The sequence below is a fragment of the Modestobacter sp. SYSU DS0904 genome, from assembly GCF_054051115.1.
The window spans coordinates 65,275-84,239 of the sequence record NZ_JBJHAQ010000009.1 but is presented as its reverse complement, the minus strand read 5'-3'; the positions used below and the strand labels follow the sequence as shown (position 1 = coordinate 84,239).

General features: G+C 73.4%; 14 protein-coding genes. 6 read left to right on the top strand and 8 right to left on the bottom strand.

Features of this window, described 5'->3' with window-relative positions; translation table 11 throughout:
* Positions 1-345: 345 nt before the first annotated feature.
* Complete coding sequence (locus ACI79U_RS08565) at positions 346-936, bottom strand: TPM domain-containing protein (RefSeq protein WP_457069692.1); 591 nt, start codon at positions 934-936, stop codon at positions 346-348.
* 729 nt (positions 937-1,665) lie between these two features.
* Between ACI79U_RS08565 and ACI79U_RS08560 the strand changes: the two genes are divergently transcribed.
* A complete protein-coding gene (locus ACI79U_RS08560; RefSeq protein WP_457069694.1) occupies positions 1,666-2,871 on the top strand; it encodes an acyltransferase family protein in 1,206 nt (401 codons plus the stop codon).
* 540 nt (positions 2,872-3,411) lie between these two features.
* Here the strand turns inward: ACI79U_RS08560 and ACI79U_RS08555 are convergent.
* Positions 3,412-4,092 (bottom strand): 4'-phosphopantetheinyl transferase family protein, encoded by a 681-nt coding sequence (locus ACI79U_RS08555; RefSeq protein WP_457069696.1) that lies wholly within the window; start codon positions 4,090-4,092, stop codon positions 3,412-3,414.
* Positions 4,093-4,385: 293 nt separating this feature from the next.
* Between ACI79U_RS08555 and ACI79U_RS08550 the strand changes: the two genes are divergently transcribed.
* From ACI79U_RS08550 to ACI79U_RS08540, 3 genes are read left to right on the top strand one after another with little or no spacing between them, the layout of a single operon-like run.
* Positions 4,386-8,540 (top strand): Pls/PosA family non-ribosomal peptide synthetase, encoded by a 4,155-nt coding sequence (locus tag ACI79U_RS08550; protein ID WP_457069698.1) that lies wholly within the window; start codon positions 4,386-4,388, stop codon positions 8,538-8,540.
* Entirely contained in the window at positions 8,537-9,877 is a 1,341-nt protein-coding gene (locus tag ACI79U_RS08545) for a heparan-alpha-glucosaminide N-acetyltransferase domain-containing protein (protein ID WP_457069700.1), read from the top strand. The genes ACI79U_RS08550 and ACI79U_RS08545 overlap by 4 nt, the downstream gene beginning before the upstream one ends.
* Positions 9,878-9,879: 2 nt before the next feature.
* Complete coding sequence (locus ACI79U_RS08540; protein ID WP_457069702.1) at positions 9,880-10,611, top strand: BPL-N domain-containing protein; 732 nt, start codon at positions 9,880-9,882, stop codon at positions 10,609-10,611.
* Between the two features lie 90 nt (positions 10,612-10,701).
* Here the strand turns inward: ACI79U_RS08540 and ACI79U_RS08535 are convergent, their stop codons facing one another.
* Positions 10,702-11,784, bottom strand: a complete 1,083-nt coding sequence (locus ACI79U_RS08535) for a hypothetical protein (protein WP_457069704.1) — start codon at positions 11,782-11,784, stop codon at positions 10,702-10,704.
* A 368-nt stretch (positions 11,785-12,152) separates the two neighbouring features.
* Here ACI79U_RS08535 and ACI79U_RS08530 point away from each other — a divergent pair, with 368 nt between their 5' ends.
* The gene (locus tag ACI79U_RS08530; protein WP_457069706.1) at positions 12,153-13,592 is read left to right on the top strand and encodes a M1 family aminopeptidase; all 1,440 of its coding nucleotides are present in this window, start codon (positions 12,153-12,155) and stop codon (positions 13,590-13,592) included.
* A 24-nt stretch (positions 13,593-13,616) separates the two neighbouring features.
* On the opposite strand, the gene pip is transcribed toward ACI79U_RS08530, so the two are convergent.
* Genes pip through ACI79U_RS08505 form a run of 5 tightly spaced genes read right to left on the bottom strand, consistent with a single transcriptional unit; the run spans position 13,617 to position 18,206 of the window.
* Positions 13,617-14,573 (bottom strand): prolyl aminopeptidase, encoded by a 957-nt coding sequence (gene pip / locus ACI79U_RS08525; RefSeq protein ID WP_457069708.1) that lies wholly within the window; start codon positions 14,571-14,573, stop codon positions 13,617-13,619.
* The gene (locus ACI79U_RS08520) at positions 14,570-14,902 is read right to left on the bottom strand and encodes a TraR/DksA family transcriptional regulator (RefSeq protein WP_457069710.1); all 333 of its coding nucleotides are present in this window, start codon (positions 14,900-14,902) and stop codon (positions 14,570-14,572) included. Before ACI79U_RS08520 ends, pip begins: the two co-directional genes overlap by 4 nt.
* A 42-nt stretch (positions 14,903-14,944) precedes the next feature.
* Positions 14,945-15,565 carry a class I SAM-dependent methyltransferase gene (locus ACI79U_RS08515; RefSeq protein ID WP_457069712.1) on the bottom strand — a complete coding sequence of 207 codons (621 nt, stop codon included), beginning with the start codon at positions 15,563-15,565 and terminating at the stop codon, positions 14,945-14,947.
* A 32-nt stretch (positions 15,566-15,597) separates the two neighbouring features.
* On the bottom strand, positions 15,598-16,989 hold the full coding sequence (locus ACI79U_RS08510) for a YibE/F family protein (RefSeq protein ID WP_457069714.1): 1,392 nt from the start codon (positions 16,987-16,989) through the stop codon (positions 15,598-15,600).
* Positions 16,986-18,206, bottom strand: a complete 1,221-nt coding sequence (locus ACI79U_RS08505) for an MFS transporter (RefSeq protein WP_457069715.1) — start codon at positions 18,204-18,206, stop codon at positions 16,986-16,988. Before ACI79U_RS08505 ends, ACI79U_RS08510 begins: the two co-directional genes overlap by 4 nt.
* 21 nt (positions 18,207-18,227) lie before the next feature.
* On the opposite strand from ACI79U_RS08505, the gene ACI79U_RS08500 reads away from it, so the two are divergent.
* Positions 18,228-18,833 carry a TetR/AcrR family transcriptional regulator gene (locus ACI79U_RS08500; RefSeq protein WP_457069716.1) on the top strand — a complete coding sequence of 202 codons (606 nt, stop codon included), beginning with the start codon at positions 18,228-18,230 and terminating at the stop codon, positions 18,831-18,833.
* Positions 18,834-18,965 lie beyond the last annotated feature (132 nt).

Here is an 18,965-nt window from a genome sequence, read left to right as displayed (position 1 = left end):
GCGTGCCACGCACCGATGCCAGGTTCTGGCCGCGCCAGCTGGCTGCCCCGACCCGGCCGACCGGGTGCTCGGCGAGGCCCGGACCTGGTGGCCGCGACCGGCGCGCTGACGGGAGGACCCGTCGGGTGTTCCACTCAACAACCCTCGACGACGCGGTGACCACCCAGGGGAACGGATCATCCAACTGCCCCCTCGATCCGCTGGATGGCCCCGACTGCGGCCCGACGGGCAGACCCTGGCAGCAGTGGCAACCAGGTTCGACGCACTTCCGGATCCCTGGGTCCGCGTCGCGGCACAGACCCCCGTGAGGCCGCTGCCCCACCTGTCCCCTGGTTCAGCAGGCTTCTAGTGCGCGGACCCGGCCGCGGCACGTCGGCGGAGGTAGAGGTTTCCACCGGCGAGGACCACCAGGAGGCTGGCCGCGATCCCGACGATCGTCTCCGGGGACGACGTGTCGTCCGCGGAGAGGAGGTCCGGATCGGCCCCGAGGCCCTCGACCAACGCCGTCACGGCGCCGACGTAGTCCTCGTCCGTCAGCAGGGGCTCCACCTCGGTGGTCATCAGCTCCTCGACGTTGGCCTGCCCCAGCCACGAGTCCTCGGCGATCCACCACTCGTACGCATCGACATCGTGGTCCACTGCGAGCAGCAGGGACGACTCACCCAGCTCGGAGAGCTCTGCCGTCTGACCCGCCCAGTCGACGTCCGCACCCGTGGCCTCGTCGAATCCGGAGACGAACGTGACGAAGAGCGTCAGCCCATGCTCAGCCTCGAGCTCGGCCAGTGCATCAGCGACCTGGCCCTCCTCTTCGCCGCTCAGCGCATCCGCCCGGTCGGTGAGCTGACCGTCCAGCTCCATCGGCTCCTCGGCGCGAGCAAGACTCCCCGGGCCCAACAAGACCGCAAGCACGCCGAGAACGATGGCCAGCCTGCGCACACGCACCTCCACGGGTAGCCAGGTGGACGTCCCCGACGGCGCGACTCTACTCATCCTTCCGAGAGCATGCCTCTCACTGTCGCCGCAGGCAGTGCGCCCCTCACCGGTTCGATCACCGCATCAGGAGAAGCCATTCGGCATGCCCGTGAGGACGCAAGAGTCCAGTGGACAGGGATGGTCCACCATCGGTGGCAGTTGCTCTCCCACGCAGAGTGCCCGACACGCCGCGCGAGCTTCCGACGATCGACTTCGGGCTGTCCATTCCACACAGCGAATGATCGAGTACAAGGAGATGTATCTGTTTTCCGGCGTTCTCCGGCGTTGCACGAGGCGTGCCCCGGATCGACGGGCAGGACCGCCACCTCCTCGACCCGTGGGGCACGACATCCCAGCACCGGAGATCGGGCTCCGCCGCGAGCCGCAACGGCCCCACTCAGAGGCTTCGCTCGCCTCCTCGACCAGCGGAGGAACGTACTCGTGCCCCGATACTCAGTGACCGGCAACCGCACAGTGGACGTCTCGGAGGAACCGCTCCCCGGTTCTCCCGCGCCGGCGTTGCCGGACGCCGGCGCAACGACGACTGCGACACCTCCCGACGGACTCACGCACGCGTGCGAGCCCACGGCAGGTCGACCGGTGCCGGGGACCCCTGGCGGGGCTGTCGCCCGCCGGTCCGTCGTTGGCAGGCCCGACGCCTCGCCCCCGGCGACCGGCCGCCCGCGACGCCTCGTGGGTATCGACGCGACCCGTGGCCTCGCCATGCTCCTCATCATGGCCGCCCACCTCCTGGCCTTCGCTGACGCCGACGGCTCCCCGAGTGCCTTCTACGTCATCGGCGGCTACGGGGCAGCGACGTTCGTCCTGCTCGCAGGAGTCGGTGTGGGACTCTCGACCGGTGGTCCCAGGCGGCTGCCCCGAGCTGCACTGGCCCCCGCGGCCGTCACTCTGGCCGTGCGCGCCGTCCTCATCGCCATGCTCGGACTGGCATTGGGTTACGTCGTGGACTACGAGGAACACGCCGTCGTGGTCCTGGTCTCCTACGGGCTCATGTTCCTGCTCGCCGTACCTCTCATCCGGCTCAACGCCACCGGCGCCGCACTGGCCGCCATCGCAGTGGCCGTCGTCGTCCCGGTGCTCGCGGCCCTCCTGTGGAACGATCTGCCCACCGCCCAGTCCGTGAATCCGACGTTCGGTGACGTGCTGAGCGACCCGTTCGGTTGGGTCGTCGAGACGGCCGTCAAAGGCGTCTACCCGGCGCTCCCCTGGATGGCCTACCTGTGTGCCGGCCTCGCAGTGGGGCGGCTCCGCAGTCTGACCTCGCGCAAGGCCCCGCTGGCACTGCTCATCGGGGGGCTGACGCTGGCCGCAGCAGCCAAGGCGACCTCGTGGATGCTGCTGAACCCGCTGGGCGGCAGAGCCCGGATCGAAACCGCGAGCCAGGGCCGGTTGGGTGCAACGGAACTGGAGGAGGCCCTTCAGTGGGGTCCCGGCTTCCAGGCGCCTCGGGACACCTCCTGGTGGCTGGCCACGGACACTCCCTACTCGGGGACGCCCCTGGAACTGTTCGGGACGATGGGCATCTCGCTCGCCCTCCTCGGCGCGGTCCTCCTGGTGAGCCGCGTAGCGCCGTCCCAGTTCGGGTCCCTCGCAGCGGTGGGGAACATGACCCTCACCCTGTACGTCCTGCACCTGCTGATCCTCTCGCTCGTTCCGCTGCCCTGGGGCAAGGTGTGGACGTTCGTCGTGCAGATGGTCGTGGTTGTCCTGGTTGCCGTCGTGTGGATGGCCAGGAGGGGACGCGGGCCGTTGGAGGGATTGATCAACAGTGCCGCGACAAGGGTGCAGCGGATGCTGCTCCCTGCCCCTGCCCCTGCCGCTGCGTCTCCGACCGTGGATTCCGGGACCGCCGGGACGGGACGACACCGGGACGGGTAGCCCGGCCGCTGCACCGGGAGACCGGGTCCAGCGCGGCCGGTCAGCCGCCTGGTACCGGCTGACCGGCCCCTCGAGGTTCCGCTCACCGATTGCTCGGGACCGGGCGAGCAGGTCTCCGTCGAACTCGACTTCGACGTCCGTCTCGCTCGGCAGTGACGTGGACGAGCGGGTCGGCACGTCCTCGCGGACCGACGTCGCCTGGTTCGCCACCGGATTCCCCATGCTCCCGTGGGAGAGGGGCCGAGGTTGGGACCGAGAAGCGACCTGGGCGGCGGCGCAGTGCTGGTCGAGACCCCGGGCACACGTAGGCGCGGAGGGCTTTCAACCGGGCCCTGCGCCGGTACCTGGATCAGAACGACTACTCGATCGCGACGCCCGACGATCCGCGGGCCGCATTCGCCAACCTGCCCGAGGTGCTGGCCGATCCGGAGCTGGCCAGCGCCCTGTCGTGACCCGCGCCCCCGGCGACAGACCGAATCGATCGACTCGACCAGCGGCCCGGGTACACGGTGGCCGAGCTCGGTCCGCCGGCTGGACCACTCAGTCGCGCCCTGGCTGCCTGGTCAGCCGGGCGAAGGAACGGATGTCCGGCATCCCCGCCCCCGCGGAGGCGAACGCCACCTGCGCAACCAGCGCCGGCTCGTACCAGTCGACCACGCGCATCCCGCGATAGCCGGTCACCGACCGCCCTGCGGGGTCCACGCGCTCGCCGGCCCGGGACAGATCGATCCGGTGCATGGTGTCGAGGGTCCCCATCCCGGCCTTCACCAAGCACTCCTTGCGCAGCCAGTAGCGGAGGGCGAGCAGCGGCGGGTCGGCCGCCGACTGAACCTGCCGGTTCTCGGCCGGCGCCAGCCAGGGGAACCGGCCGGCTGCGGCGCCGTCCGCAGGCAGCGCCTCCACGTCCACCCCGACCCGGCCCCAAGCAGCGGTGGCGACCACGGTCCCCCGGGTGTGTGCCCAGCTGACGTGCACGTCGGGGAGGCCGACGAGGGAGGGGCGGCCGTGCCCGGCCGTCCCGCAGTCGGCACACCACTGGCGCACGGACAGCTCGGTCACCGGCCGCCCGGTCAACGCCGCCGCACACCGGCGCACCAGCAGGTGGGCGGCGACGTAGGCGGCCCGGTCGGCCGGGTCCCGCAAGGACGCGCTGCGGGCTCGTTCGGCATCACCGAGCAGGCCGACGTCCGTGCCGTCGAGCACCTCGGCGGGGGTGGCCACCACTACCAGCGGTCGCCGAGCCCGTTGCCGGCGCACCCCTACGCGCACTGGGATCCCCCTCCTCGCGCTACCTGCAGGTTGAGGAGCGGAATGCACTCTCCGGAGGCAATTAGTGACACTGCGAGACCATTCCTGGTTGACGTTCGAGGACCGCTGACTGGCCGTTATTGAGCCCCCACGAGAAGTCATAGTCGCGCGCGGCGTTAATCGTTCACCTGGATTCCCTGGCCCTCGGCTGTGTTTCTCCCTAACGTCGATCAGGATTCTTGATTGTCAACTCTGAGAGCGAGTACATGGCGACGGAGCGCGACAGCTGGGACTTCATCCCCGGCTTCACCACCCCCGGGGACACCCAGCTCGACAGCACGGACCGGCGTTTCTCCTTCTCCGACAACGTCACGGGCCACCCGCCCCGACCGCCGCACGACACGACCCGGCTGTCCCAGTACTTCGAGCGGACCTGCGACCAGCACCCCTCGGCGACGGCGCTGGAGTGCGACGGCGAGCGCCTGAGCTACGCCGACCTCGACCAGCGGGCCAACCGGCTGGCCAACCACCTGCTACGCCTCGGCGTCCGGGCCGGCGTCCGGGTCGGCATCCTGCTGGACCGCTCGGTCAACACCTACGTCACCCTGCTCGCGGTGACGAAGACCGAGGCGACCTTCGTCCCGATCGACCCGGCGGCCCCGGCGGACCGGGTGCAGTACATCGCCGAGGACTCCGAGCTCGGGTTCGTGGTCACGACCACGTCGTTCGCCGCGACCTGCGCCGGGCTGCCCTGCCCGCCGCTGTACCTGGACGAGCTGGGTGGGGCCCTCGCGGCTGCCCCGAGCTGGCGCCCGGAGCTGGAGAGCGACGGGGACCCGGTCTGCTACATCATCTACACGTCGGGCTCCAGCGGCCGCCCCAAGGGCGTCGAGATCGCCCAGTCGAGCATCTGCAACTTCATCGGCATCGTGCCGGTGCTGTACGGCGTCGAGCCGACCGACCGGGTCTACCAGGGCATGACGATCGCCTTCGACTTCTCCATCGAGGAGATCTGGCCGACCTGGGCGGTGGGCGCGACCCTCGTCGCCGGCCCCACCGACGGGCGCCGGGTGGGGTCGGGGCTGGCCGACTTCCTGGCCGAGCACGAGATCACGATGATCTACTGCGTCCCCACCGTGCTGGCCACCCTGGACCGGACCCTCCCGCTGATCCGCACGGTGAACGTCGGCGGCGAGGCCTGCCCGCGCGAGCTCGTCGACCGCTGGGGCCCGGGGCGCCGGATCCTGAACACCTACGGTCCGACGGAGACCACGGTCACCTGCACGATGGCCGAGCTCTACCCCGGCAAGCCGGTGACCATCGGCCGGCCGCTGCCGACCTACCGCGTCACCCTGCTGGACGACGAGCGGCGGCCGGTGGGCAACGGCGAGGTCGGCGAGATCTGCGTCGGTGGTCCCGGCGTCGCCCTCGGCTACGTCAACCGCCCCGACCTCACGGCCGACCGGTTCCTGCCCGACCCGAACGGGTTCCCCGGCGAGCGGCTCTACCGCACCGGCGACCTCGGGCGCTTCCTCCCCGACGGGGAGCTGGAGTACCTCGGCCGGGCCGACAGCGAGGTCAAGGTCCGCGGTCACCGCGTCGACCTGCAGGAGATCGAAGGGATGCTCCTGCAGCACGACCGGGTCACCGCCGCGGTCGTCACGCTGCTCGAGGCGCCGGAGACCGGCGGAGAGCTCGCCGCCTACGTGATCCCCCGCCCCGGGGACGATGCCGAGGGCCTCGTCGCCGAGCTGCACGACCTGGTCCTGCAGCAGCTGCCGCCCTACATGGTCCCGGCCTTCCTCGACGTGGTCGACACCATCCCGATGCTGCCCAGCGGCAAGGCCGACCGGAAGGCGCTGCCCGAACCACAGGGCCCGCGCCTGATGCGGGACACCGGCTCCTACGTCGCCCCAGACTCCCCGGTGGAGGCCTGGGTGGCCGGGATCTGGGAGGAGGCCTTCGGGCTGCCGTCCGGGGCGGTGTCGGTCGAGGCCAACTTCTTCGACGCGCTCGGTGGCCACTCGCTGCTCGCCGCGCGGATCATCTCCACGATGCGCTCCAGCGACCTGGGCGCCGGGCTGTCCATCCTCGAGCTCTACCGGCACCCGACGGTCCGTTCCCTCGCCGCGCACCTGGAGGAGGGCGCGCAGTCCGGGGAAGCCGTCGCGGAGCCGCACCTGCGCCGTCCGGTGCAGTCCTCCCGCCGCCGGGTCGCCGCCTTCGGGTCGGCCCAGCTGGCCACCTTCTACGGCATCGTCCTGCTGTTCCTGCTCCCGGCGGCCGTGGTGTACGCGCTGAACGACGGGGAGGCGTCGGCCGCCCTGGTCGTCCAGCTGGCCCTCGCCCTGCCGGCGTTCTTCCTCGTCGTCCGCTGGGTGCTGCCGGTCGTCGGCTCCCGGCTGCTGTCCCGTGGGCTGCAGCCCGGTGACCACCCGCTGTGGAGCTGGACCCACCTGCGGGTCTGGACGGTGCAGAAGCTGATGGTGATCTCCCCGCTGACGGTCCTCAGCGGGTCGCCGTGGGCGGCCACCTACCTGCGGCTGGCCGGCGCCCGGATCGATGACGACTGCCACATCGGGACGGCGGAGATCAGCCTCCCGGCGCTGCTGGACGTGGGCCCCGGCGCGACCATCGGCTACGGCACGCAACTGCACGGCCACCGGGTCGCCGACGGGGTCCTCTCCCTCGGCGTGGTCTCCGTGGGCGCCGGCGCCACCATCGGCTCCCAGTCCCTGCTGGAGGCCGGCTCGGCGGTCGACCAGGGCGGGGTGCTGCGCGAACAGTCTCTGCTGCCGGCCGGGCAGGTCGTCCCCGCGGGCGCGACCTGGGCCGGGTCACCGGCCCAGGCGACCACCGAGGCGATCGACCCGGTGCTCGAGCTGATGACCGGGTGCATGCAGGCGCCACGAACCTGGTCGCGCCAGCTCCGGACCGGCTTCGCCGCCGGCATCGCGCTCCTGGAGCTGCTGCCCTTCTTCGTGCTGCTCCCCGTGGTCGTACTGGTCTGGTGGGTGCTGCTGACCTTCGGGCTGGGCGCCGCACTGCTCGCCACCGCGCTCTCGGGCCCGCTGTTCGTGGCGGCCTCCCTCGCGCTGATCCTGGGCTGCCGCCGGTTCGCCCTGACCGAGACCCCGCCGGGGGTGCACCACCTGCGCTCCAAGCTGGGGCTGGAGAAGTGGCTCGGCGACAAGCTGCTGGAGATGAGCCTGATGCTCAACAACAGCATGTACGCAACGCTCTACACCTCGATCTGGCTGCGGGCCGTGGGCACCAAGGTGGGCCGCGGCGCCGAGGTCTCCACCATCGCCAACATCGACCCCGACCTGCTCACCCTCGGCGACGGCAGCTTCGTCGCCGACATGGCCAGCGTCGGCAGCGCCACCTACGCCAACGGGCACGTGGCCTTCCAGGCCACCGAGGTCGGCGCCCGGGCCTTCGTCGGGAACGCCGCCTTCATCCCGTCGGGCTCGCACCTGGGCGACGGCTCGCTGATCGGTGTCCGGAGCGTGCCGCCGACCGGGGGCGTGCCGGCGGACAGCTCCTGGCTCGGCTCCCCGCCGATCAACCTGCCGCGCCGGGAGATGTACGAGGAGTACACCGAGGCGGAGACGTTCACGCCCAGCCGCCGCCGGGTGCGCGCCCGGTACGCCATCGAGTTCCTCCGCATTGTCCTGCCCAGCTCGGTGCTGGCCGTCGCCATGTTCGCGACGCTGTACGGGGTGTCCGTGCTCTCGGCGAACACCGGGGTCCTCGCCACCGTGGTCGTGGCGCCGCTGATCGCGCTGCTGTCCAGCCTCGCCGTCGTGGTGGCGGTGGCCCTGCTCAAGTGGGTCCTCGTCGGCCGGTACAAGCCGCGCGTGCGGCCGCTGTGGAGCGGCTTCGTCCGGCGCACCGAGTTCGTCACCGGCATCTACGAGGCGGCCGCGGTGCCCGCGCTGCTGACCTGGCTGACCGGCACCCCGCTGCTCGGCCCGCTGCTCCGGCTCTACGGGGCGAAGGTCGGCCGGCGCACGCTGATCGACACGACCTACCTCACCGAGTTCGACCTGGTGACCCTGGGCGACGACGTCTCGGTGGGCACGAACGCCTCGCTGCAGACCCACCTCTTCGAGGACCGGGTGATGAAGATGGATCACGTCATCATCCGGGACCGGGCCAGCGTCGGGGACAAGTCGGTGGTGCTCTACGGCTCCACCGTGGAGGAGGACGCCACGATCGCCGACCTCTCGCTGGTCATGAAGGGCGAGGTGCTGCCCGCCGGCACCGCGTGGAGCGGCATCCCCGCCCAGAAGATCGGCCGGGCGCCGGCCAGCACGCTGCCGTTGCGGGACGACCCGTCCGCCGACGCCGCCGGCGTCGGCAACCCGGCCACCGAGAGCCTGCAGCTCAGCACCGCGTCGACCAACCGGGGGGCATGACCCTGTCCCACACGAGTGAGCACGAGAACATCGTGGCCCCGCTGCGACCGCAGAGCCCGGCCGCAGCGGGGCTGCCGCACAGCTGTGCACCTGCGCCGGCCGGTGACGTCGCCGGCACCCCGGCCGAGGGCAGTCCGGCGGGTCCGGGATCTGGGGCGGTGCCCCGGCGCCCCCGGGCGCGGCTGGTCGGGATCGACGCCGCCCGCGGCGTCGCCCTGCTGGGCATGATGTCGGTCCACCTGACCGACCCGGTCACCGACGACGGCGACGTGTCGCTGGCCTGGCTGCTGTCCAACGGCAAGGCCTCGGCGCTGTTCGCTCTGCTCGCCGGCGTCGGGATCGCGGTCTCCACCGGCGGGCAGCGTCCGCTGCGCAGCCTGGCATGGCGGGCCGGCGCGTTGTCCCTGCTGACCCGGGCGGTGATCATCGCCGGGCTCGGCCTGGCGTTCGGTTACGCCGTGGGCGCCGACGACGCCGCGGTGATCCTGGCCTACTACGGCGTGCTCTTCGCCCTCGCCATCCCGTTCCTCCGGTTGCCCACCCGGGGCCTGGTGGTGGCGGCCGCGATCGCGGCGCTGGTGATGCCGCTGGCCAGCCAGGCGCTGCGCAGCGACCTCGCCCCGCAGGTGGCCAACCCCACGCTGACCGAGCTGGTCACCGACCCGCTGGTCCTGCTGACCCAGCTGGTGCTCACCGGGGTCTTCCCCGCCCTGGTCTGGATCGCCTACCTGCTGGCCGGCATGGCCGTGGGCCGGGCGGCGCTCTCCTCACGGCGGGTGGTCCGCCAGATCACCCTGATCGGGCTGGCGCTCGCCCTGGGCTCGAGCCTGCTGTCGATGCTGCTGCTCAACGTCGCCGGGGGGGGCCGCGCGCTGCGGGAGGACGCGCTGCAGACGATGGACTTCGACGTCTACCAGCAGACGTTGACCCTGGGTCCTTCCGGGACGACGCCGATCAACAGCCCCTGGTGGCTGGCGGCCACGGCGCCGCACAGCGGCAGCCCGCTGGACCTGGCGTTCACCATCGGCGTCGCGCTGGCCGTGCTGGGTGCCTGCCTGCTGCTCGGCCGCGGCCTGCAGCCGTTGCTGCGCCCGCTGGCCGCCGCCGGCAGCATGACCCTGACGCTCTACAGCCTGCACCTGCTGCTGCTCGTGGTCCCCGTCTCCGGCGTGGCCAACTGGGTCGTGCAGACCGCCGTCGTGCTCACCTTCGCTCTGGTGTGGAGCCGGACCCACCTGCGCGGACCGCTGGAGGAGCTCGTCTGGCGGGCGACCACGGCCGTGCGGCGGAAAGTGCTGGGCACCGCCCAGCCGCGCGACACGACGACCGGGGGCTGACCGTGTTCGGTCGTGGTCGTCATCCGGGTCAGGGGCAGAACCGTGACCGGCGGCTGCTGGCGCTGGTCTACCGGGGCCCCGCCTCGACGTCGGGCTGCCCGGAGGCGGTGGCCGGTGCGCTGGCCCGGAGCAGGTGGGACCTCGACGTCCGTTTCGTCGGGCCCAAGGAGGGGCTCGCCCTGGAGCCGGCCGTGCTCGCCTCCGCGGTGCTCTACGCCCAGCCCGGCGGCGGTGAGCTGGAGAAGGCCTGGCGCAAGCTCCGCAAGCAGGCGCCCGCGGTCCGCGACTACGTCGCCGGCGGCGGCCGGTACCTGGGCTTCTGCCTGGGTGGCTACCTCGCCGGGGAGACGCCCGGTTTCGGACTCCTGCCCGGCGACACCGACCAGTTCATCGCCTCTCCGGGTGCGCGGCCGTCGCACACCCGCGACACGGTGGCCACCGTGATCTGGGACGGCCGACGCCGGCAAGTGTTCTTCCAGGACGGTGCCTGGTTCGACCTCGACCCCACCCGGGGGCCGGCCGAGGTGCTGGCGACCTACGAGAACGGGCTGCCCGCGGCGGTGGTCGCGCCCTTCGGTGCCGGTGCGGTGGGCGTCGTCGGGCCGCACCCCGAGGCGACCCCGGACTGGTTCACCGACTGCGGCCTGCCGGTGCCGGCCGACCTCGGGGCCGACCTCACCCAGGACCTCCTCGACCGGGTGATGCGGCTCGGTCAGGCCACCCGGACCGGCTGAACGCACCGCACGACGAACCGGCCACCGCGGGAACCGGAGCTCCCGGCGGTGGCCGGTGTCGTCGTGCCCCGGCGGTGCCGGGGCGGAGGCTCAGCGCTCGTCGAGGAAGGCGCGCACGATCGAGCCGAACTGCCCGGACCGGTCGTGCCCGACCCCGGCCGGCGCGACCAGCCGGGTGTTGAGGCCCTGGGCCGAGTACCACTGCTGCCCGGCCTGGGCGCCGTAGGCCCCGGAGAGGGCGTTGAACCCTCCGCCGGCGCCGGTGTCCAGGGCGCCGGTGTCCCAGCGCATGACGACCTTCCCCTTCACGTCCGCGGGGATGGTGGCGCGACCCGCCGGTGCGCCACCCCCACCGATCGCGATGACCCCGCCGCCCCCGGACCACAGCGCCGGGTGGGCCGGGAAGACGAAGCGGGTGGCGGCCTGCGCACCTGAGGAGTAGCCGGAGAACCACAGCTCACCGGCGCCGTACTGGGCCTTCGCCTGGGTGATCAGCGCGGCCAGGTAGTTGGCGTACCCGGCGGCGTCCCCCTGCTCCCAGCACTGGCACGAGCGGTTCGGGCTGAACGGCGCCACCAGCACCATGTTGTGCGCCCGCGCCACGGCGGCCAGCCCGTTGGACCCGCCGATGGCGTAGGACTGGGTCGGGTTCTCGACGCCGTACTCACCGGTGCCGTCGGCGTACACCAGCAGGCCGATCGGCTTCGCCGGGTCGATGCCCTCGGCGAAGACCCGGTAGTCCGCGGTGTACCCCGCGGCGCTGAAGGACGTGGTCCGGTTGGTCAGCGCCACCGTGGGCGCCTGGCGCGGGGTGTCCGCGACCAGGACCGGGGCCGGGGCCGGGACCGGGGCCGGGGCCGGGGCCGGAGCGGGGACGGGAGCCGGCTTCGGTGCCGGAGCGGGGGTCCGCTTCGGTGCCGGTGCCGGTGCCGGCGCCGGCGCCGGCGTGGTGGTCGTGGTGCCCGGCGCGGCTGCGGGTGCCGGCGCGGGAGCGGGCGCAGGGGCCGGGGCGTCCTGCGGGGCCGGGTCGACCTCCGGCTGCACCGTCTCCTCGGCAGGGGCCGGCTCGAGCTGGACCGCGCCGGTACCGCTGTCCGCGGTAGCGGCAGTGCTCGCCGCCCCCGGGTCAGCGGGCCCCTCCCCCACCGTCGTCGCGCCGAGGGCGGCGGTCATGCACAGGACGGCGGCGGCGGCGCAGCTCCGGGCGTGTCGGCCGCTGCGGGCGGAGAGGGCGGACAGGAAGCGGCGACGACGGCCACCCCGGATGTGACGTCTGGACAAGAAGAGACCCCTCCGAGCGTCCGGCACCACGGTGCGGACCATGTGCATCAGTTACGGAACGAATCGTTACACGCACTTTGCGCATCCATAAGGTCACGCAGCGACAACAGTCACCTCGTTCGTCACACCCGTCCCGTCCGCCTCGGGGAGCAGGTGCACCGGTCGCCGTCCGCTGCCGATGCCCGTGGGTTCGCCGGAGTCGCGAGCACCCGGGAAGATGGCAGGGACGGGGCTGTCCCGTCGCCGGCAGAAGGGCAGTGATGCACGCGGTTCGTCGACAGGCCGCGATCGCTGCACTCGCCGGAGCCGTGCTGCTCGGTGGCTGCACGACCGGCGGCTCCCCCGACCCCCGCCCCACCGCCGCGCCCTCTCCGGACGCCCCGGCCCGGGCAGAGCCCTGGCCGGACCGGCCGGTGGTCGACCTGCGGTTCGACGTCTCCGAAGACCTGCAGACGGTGTCCGGCCGGGAGGAGGTCGTCTTCACCCCCGACCTGAGCACCTGCGTGCTCGTGTTCCGATCCTGGGCCAACAAGCCGGCCACGGCCCGGGCCGGCAGCGGGACGACGGTGTCCGCGGTCCGGGTCGACGGCGACCCGGCGGAGATGCGGGACGTGCCGGCCGGAGCCCCCGAGGACGCACCCGCCGGCACCCTGCTGGAGGTGCCGCTGGCCGAGTGCGCGGAACCGGGCGAGGAGATCACCGTCGAGCTGGAGTTCACCGTCCAGCTCGGCACGGACGTGAACGAACGGGTCGGCACCGCCTCCGCGGCCGACGTCGCCTGGTTCGCCACCGCCTTCCCGTTGCTCGCCTGGGAGCGCGGGCGCGGGTGGGACCGCAGCCCAGCGGTCCGCGTGGCCGGGGAGATGGCCTCCAGCGAGGACTTCGAGCTCGCCTCGCTGGAGGTGGTCGCCGACTCCCGGTACGAGGTGCTCGGCGCCGGCCGGCTGGTCGGCACCACCGAGGGCCCCGGGGGCACCACCGTCCACGAGTTCACCGCCCCCGCCGTCCGGGACGTCGCGGTGACGGTCGGCGACCTCGACGTGCGGACGGCGGAGATCGGGGGTGTCCGGGTGCACGTCGGCCTCGACGAGGAGGTGGACGAGGCGACCCCGGAGCAGTGGCTGACCCAGCTGGAGCAGTCGATGGAGGCCCTCGTCGACCTGCTGGGCCCCTTCCCCTACGACGACCTCTGGGTCTCGGTGCTCTCCAGCCAGACCAGCGGCATCGAGTTCCCCGGTGCCATCCAGTTCGGCGACACCGACCCGGACTTCCGCCGGGCCTTGGTGACCCACGAACTGGCGCACATGTGGTTCTACGGCCTGGTCGGCAACAACCAGGGCGTCGACCCCTGGCTGGACGAGTCCTTCGCGACCTTCGCGCAGATGGTGGTGCACGGCGAGGGCTCGGCCGGTCTCGCCGATCTGCCCGGGTCCAGCCGGCACGGCGTGGGCGAGCCGATCGAGTACTGGGAGCAGTTCCGGCGACCCAGCTCCGCGTACTACGACACCGTCTACACCGTCGGCGGGGCGACCCTGGTCGAGGCCCGGACACAGGTGGGCGCCGAGGAGTTCGACGCGGCGCTGCGGGAGTACCTGCGCGTCAACGCCTGGTCGATCGCCACCCCGGAGGACGTCCAGGATGCCTTCGCGGACCTGCCGGAGGTGCTCACCCAACTGGAGGAGGTCGGCGCGCTGCCCTGACCCCGGGGCCGGTGGACCACCCGATCAGCGACCGTCCGCGAACCGGTCCAGCGCGGCGGTCACGGCCTCACGCATGTTGCTGCCGCTGTGCCCTGCGTCGCCGAGGACGACCAGTTCGCTGTCCGGCCACACCCGGTGCAGCTGCCAGGCGACATCCAGCGGGCCGCTGACGTCGAGCCGCCCGTGCACCAGCACCCCGGGGATCCCGGCCAGCCGGTGCGCGTCGCGGAGCAGCTGCCCGTCGTCCAGGAAGCAGCCATTGCCCCAGTAGTGGGTCACCAGCCGGGCGACGGCCAGCTGGATCTCCGGCGCGGCCACCGACAGGTGGGGCTCGTGCCCCGGGGCGAGGGAGACGTGGGTGTCCTCCCAGTCGCACCACGCCTGCGCGGCGCGCGTCCGCACCGCGGGATCCGGGTCGTGCAGCAGGCGGCTGTACGCCGTGGCCAGGTCGCCGTCCCGCTCCGCGGCGGGCACCCCGTCCCGGAACCGCTCCCACTCCCGCGGGAAGACCCGGCCCATGTCCCGGGTGATCCAGCGCAGCAGCCAGCGGTCGCCCGAGGTGATCGCGCCCAGCACCAGCTCGGTCACCCGCGACGGGTGCGCCTGCGCGTAGGCCAGGCCCAGGGTCACCCCCCACGAGCCGCCGCTGACCAGCCATCGTTCGATGCGCAGGTGCTCCCGGAGCCGCTCCAGGTCGGCGACCAGGTGCGCAGTGGTGTTCGCCGACAGGTCGACCACCGGCTCCCCCGCCCACGGCCTGCTGCGCCCGCTGTTGCGCTGGTCGACCAGCACCACCCGGTAGCGCGCCGGGTCGAACTGGCGCCGCATGCCCGGGGTGCAGCCCTGACCCGGCCCACCGTGCAGCACGACCGCGGGCTTGCCGTCGGGGTTGCCGCAGAGCTCCCAGTACAGCGAGTGCCCGTCGCCCACCTCGAGCATCCCGGTGTCGTACGGCTCCACCGGCGGGTACGGCTGGCTCATCGCGCGCAGCTGATGCAGGTGCGCGCCTGCGGGCGGGCGGCCAGCCGCTCGGCGCCGATCGGGTCGCCGCAGGTCGCGCACCGGCCGTAGTCGCCGGCCGCTGCCCGGGCGAGCGCGTCGTCGACGTCGGCCAGCCGGCGCCGCGCCGTCGCCAGCAGCGCGGCGATCTGCTGGCGCTCGAAGGCGATCGTCGCCCCCTCGGGGTCGTGCTCGTCGTCGGCGTTCGAGGCGGCCGAGGCCGCCACCACCTCGTCGAACTCGCGGGTCAGCGCCTCGATCTGGGCCAACGCCTCGGCCCGGGCCCGGGTCAGCTGATCGGTTCCGGTCACCCGGCCATCGTCCCCCGTCGTCGGGAGCCGGCCGCCGTCAGCTCAGGAGACCCGCCGCAGCAGCCGGAGCGAGCCGGTGCCCGGCAGCTCGGTGAACTCCCCCGAGGCGAGCACCCGTGAGTAGACGCCGAACGGTGCCTGGCCGCCGTCGGCCGGGTCGGGGAAGACGTCGTGGATCGCCAGCGTGCCGCCGGGCGCGACCGTGCCGACCCAGGCGTCCTGGTCGCGGCGGGCGGACTCCTCGGTGTGGCTGCCGTCGAGGAACAGCAGCGCCAACGGGGTCATCCACAGCGGCGCCAGCACCTCCGACCGGGCGACGACGGCGATGACGACGTCCTCCGCCCCGGCGTCGGCGATCGTGCGCCGGAAACCGGGCAGGGTGTCGATCCGGCCGATCCGCGGGTCGACCAGCGAGGGGTCGTGGTACTCCCAGCCGGGCTGGTGCTCCTCCGAGCCGCGGTGGTGGTCGACGCTCACCACCTGCCGGCCGGTCTCCCGGGCCGCGGCGGCCAGGTACAGCGCCGACTTGCCCAGCCAGCTGCCGATCTCCAGCAGCGGCCCGGGGACCGGGACCGCGCGGGCGGCCTCGTACAGCGCACGGCCCTCGTCGGGTGGCAGGAATCCCGGGGCGGCGGCCGCTGCGGCCAGCAGATCGGTGCTCACCGGGTCAGCATCGCCGGTGCCGGACGCCCGGGTCAGCCCGGGTCCCGGGGCCGCGGCGGCCGGCCGCCCCCTCCGCCACCCTCGCTCGCGCCCTCGACCGCGGCCGCGCGCATCGCCCGCAGCCGCTCCCGGCGGCGTTCGGCCTCGCGCTCCTCGGCGGTGGGCTCCGGCGCCGGCCCGGCCGGCGTCGCCCCGGAGGCCGAGGTGGCCGCGGTGGCCACCAGCGCGCCCACCAGGGTGGTCACCGGGACGGCGAGCACCAGCGCGATCCCGCCCACCAGGGTGCGGATGACCTCCTCGCCCACCGACGCACCGGTGAGGGTGGTCCAGAACGGGCGCTGGTAGATCTCGAACAGCATCAGCAGCGGCAGCGCGGCCCCGGCGTAGGCGAAGACGATGGTGTAGATCGTCGAGGCGATGTGGTCGCGCCCGATCGCCATGCCGCGCTGGAACAGCCGCACCCAGCTCATCTCCGGCGAGACCTCGTGCAGCTGCCAGACCGCGGACGCCTGGGTGATGGTGACGTCGTTCAGGATGCCCAGCCCGGCGACGACGAGCGCGGCCAGCACCAGGCCGGAGAAGTCCAGGGTCGGGTCGAACTGGAGGAGCTGCACGGCCTCCTCGTTGGCCAGGCCGGTGAGGTGGGCGGCGGCGACGGCGACGGTCCCGAGCACCGCGCTGAGCGCGAGCCCGAACAGGGTGCCCAGCAGTGCCGTCGTCGTCCGGGCGTTGAAGCCGTGGGCCAGGTAGAGGACGACGTACATGATCGCCGAGGAGCCGACGAGGCTGACCCAGATCGGCGAGGAACCGGCCAGCAGGCCGGGCAGCATGAACTGCAGCAGGATGAAGAAGGCGAACCCCAGCCCGACCAGCGCGAGCAGCCCGCGCAACCGGGCCACTGCGCCCACCACCAGCGTGAACGCCAGTGCCAGGACGATGATCGGGGTGCTGCGCGGGAAGTCCTGGAACTGGTACGTGACCTGCCCGCTGTCGATCCCCGGGTCGCGGTTGAGCACCAGTTCGTCGCCGACCTCGATGCCCTCCGCCACCACCTCCGGCGACAGCTCGACCTGCACGTAGTCGCCGGAGCTGTCGCCCTCGGCGATGACCATCACCGCCCGGGCGCAGGTCTGCGCAGGCGCGTTGCCCGTCGCCGCGGCGCACTCGTAGGTCTCCAGCGAGACGATGGTCGCCTCCGGGTAGGTGGTGCCCGGCGGCAGGAAGGACTCGGCCGCCTGCTGCGCCGCGGTCTGCTCGCTGCTGGGCCACAGCACACCGAGCCCGACCAGCGTGGCGATGCCCACCGGCACCAGCACCAGCAGCATCAGCCGGACCGCCCAGCGGCGCCGGGCGACGGCGGAGGGGTCGGGGGGCGGCAGCTCGCCGTCGGTGGCGGGGCCGTGACCGTGGGAGTGGGCCGTCACCCGGTCAGGCTAGGGGGCGCACCCTCCGTAGTGACGGAGCGGTCGCGGGACCGCGGTGCGCCCGGGTCCGGACGGCCCGGCTGCCGGGGCTGGGTGACCGTGGCGGCCAGCAGTGCGAGGACGGCCGCCGCCAGGAAGGCACCCGGCATGCCGAGCGCGTCGGCCAGCGCACCGAGCAGCACCGAGCCGAGTGCCTGCCCGATCGTCAGGGCGACGAAGAGCCGGGCGGCGGCCGACGCGGCGGCGGCCGGTCGCAGGTGCGCGGCCCAGGCGATGAGCACGCCGCTCATGGCGACGAACGCACTGCCGAACAGCGCCAGCGCGACGGCGGCAGCCGCGGCCACGCCGGGGACGACGGCCAGCAGCGCCGAGGCGCCGGCGGCGACCACCAGCGTCCCGGCCCACGCCGCGCGCAGGCCCACCCGCTGCACCAAGGCCCCGCTGACCCCACCGGCCAGGCCCGCCGCGCCGAGCACGCACCACAGGGCGCCGGTCAGGCCCGGCGGCAGGCCACCGGGGCCGGTCAGCAGGTCCCGGCCGAAGGTCCAGACGCTGGCGCACCCGGCGCCGGCCAGCACGGCGGCCAGCAGCGGCCGGCCCAGCCGGCCCGCGGGCGGCCCACCGGCCGGATCGACCGACGCCGACCAGCGGGCCGACCGGTCGGCCCACCAGGTCACCAGCACCGCGGCCACGGCGAACGATGCCCACGCCCACCGCCACGCCTCGGGGACGGCGAGGACGAGCAGGCCCCCGGCCACCACGCCCGCACCCGTTCCGCTGTTGACCACGCCCTGGGCGCGGGGCTCCCGCGCCGGCGGCACCGTCGCCGCGACCGCCGTCACCAGCGCCGGGGTCGCCGCCCCCGCACCACTGCCGGCAACCAGGGCCCCGGCGGCGAGCAGCGGGACGGAGGTCGCGGTGGCCACCACCAGGCACCCCACCGCGGCCGCGCCCCCGGCAGCCCACAGCGCCGTCCGGCCACCGCTCCGGCGGGACAGCCGGGGCGCGACCAGCGCCGCTGCGCAGTACGCCAGGTAGCTGCCGGCCGCGAGGACCCCCGCGGTTCCTGCCGAGAAGCCGAACTCGGCGCGGAACTGCGGGAGGTACAGGCCGTAGCCGTAGCGGGCCAGCCCGTACGTGACCGCGATGACCGCGAGCCCGGCCCCCACGAGCGAGCCGAGCCGACCGGTCGTGGTCTGTAACGATCGTTTCGCCATAACGCTCGTTACAGTAGAACGGTGCCCACCTCATCCGCCACCCGGCCGGCCCGGGAGCGCCTGCTGACCGCCGCCGCCGAGCTGTTCTACGAGGGCGGCATCGCCGCCACCGGCGTGGACGCCGTACTGCGGCGGGCCGGCGTCGCACCGGCCACGATGTACGCCCACTTCGCCGGCAAGGACGCCCTGGTCGCCGCCTACCTGCAGGAACGACACGAGCGCTGGCGCGCGACCTGGGACGAGGTGCTCCAGCAGTGCACCGACCCGGCGGCGCGACTGCTGTCGCTGTTCGACGCGGTGGCCCGCTACCGCCGGCAGGAGGGCAACCGGCGCGGGTGCGGCTTCCTCGCCGCGGCCACCGAGCTGCCCGGGGGACACCCGGGCCAGACCTGGCTGGCCGCGGACACCCGGCTGCTCACCGAGCGGCTGCAGACCCTCGCCCAGGAGGCCGGCGCGGACGATCCCGGATCACTGGCCGGCGAGCTGCTGCTGGTCTACGACGGCGCCCTGGCCCGGTACGCCCGGTACGCCACCACGCCCGAGCTCGCGCACGAGGACCCGCTGCCCGCGGCGCGCCGGCTCGCCGAGACCGTGGTGCAGCGCCGCCTCGGCACCGCCGCCGGCTGATCGGATCTGCAGTAGCCGGTGGAACATTTCTGCCGTCGGGAGGTTTACTCAGGTGCGCGACCGAGGTAATCTGCAGTCGCCGCTGGGGATACGCCTCGGGCAGCGGCAACAGAACACAGCGACACCAGAACG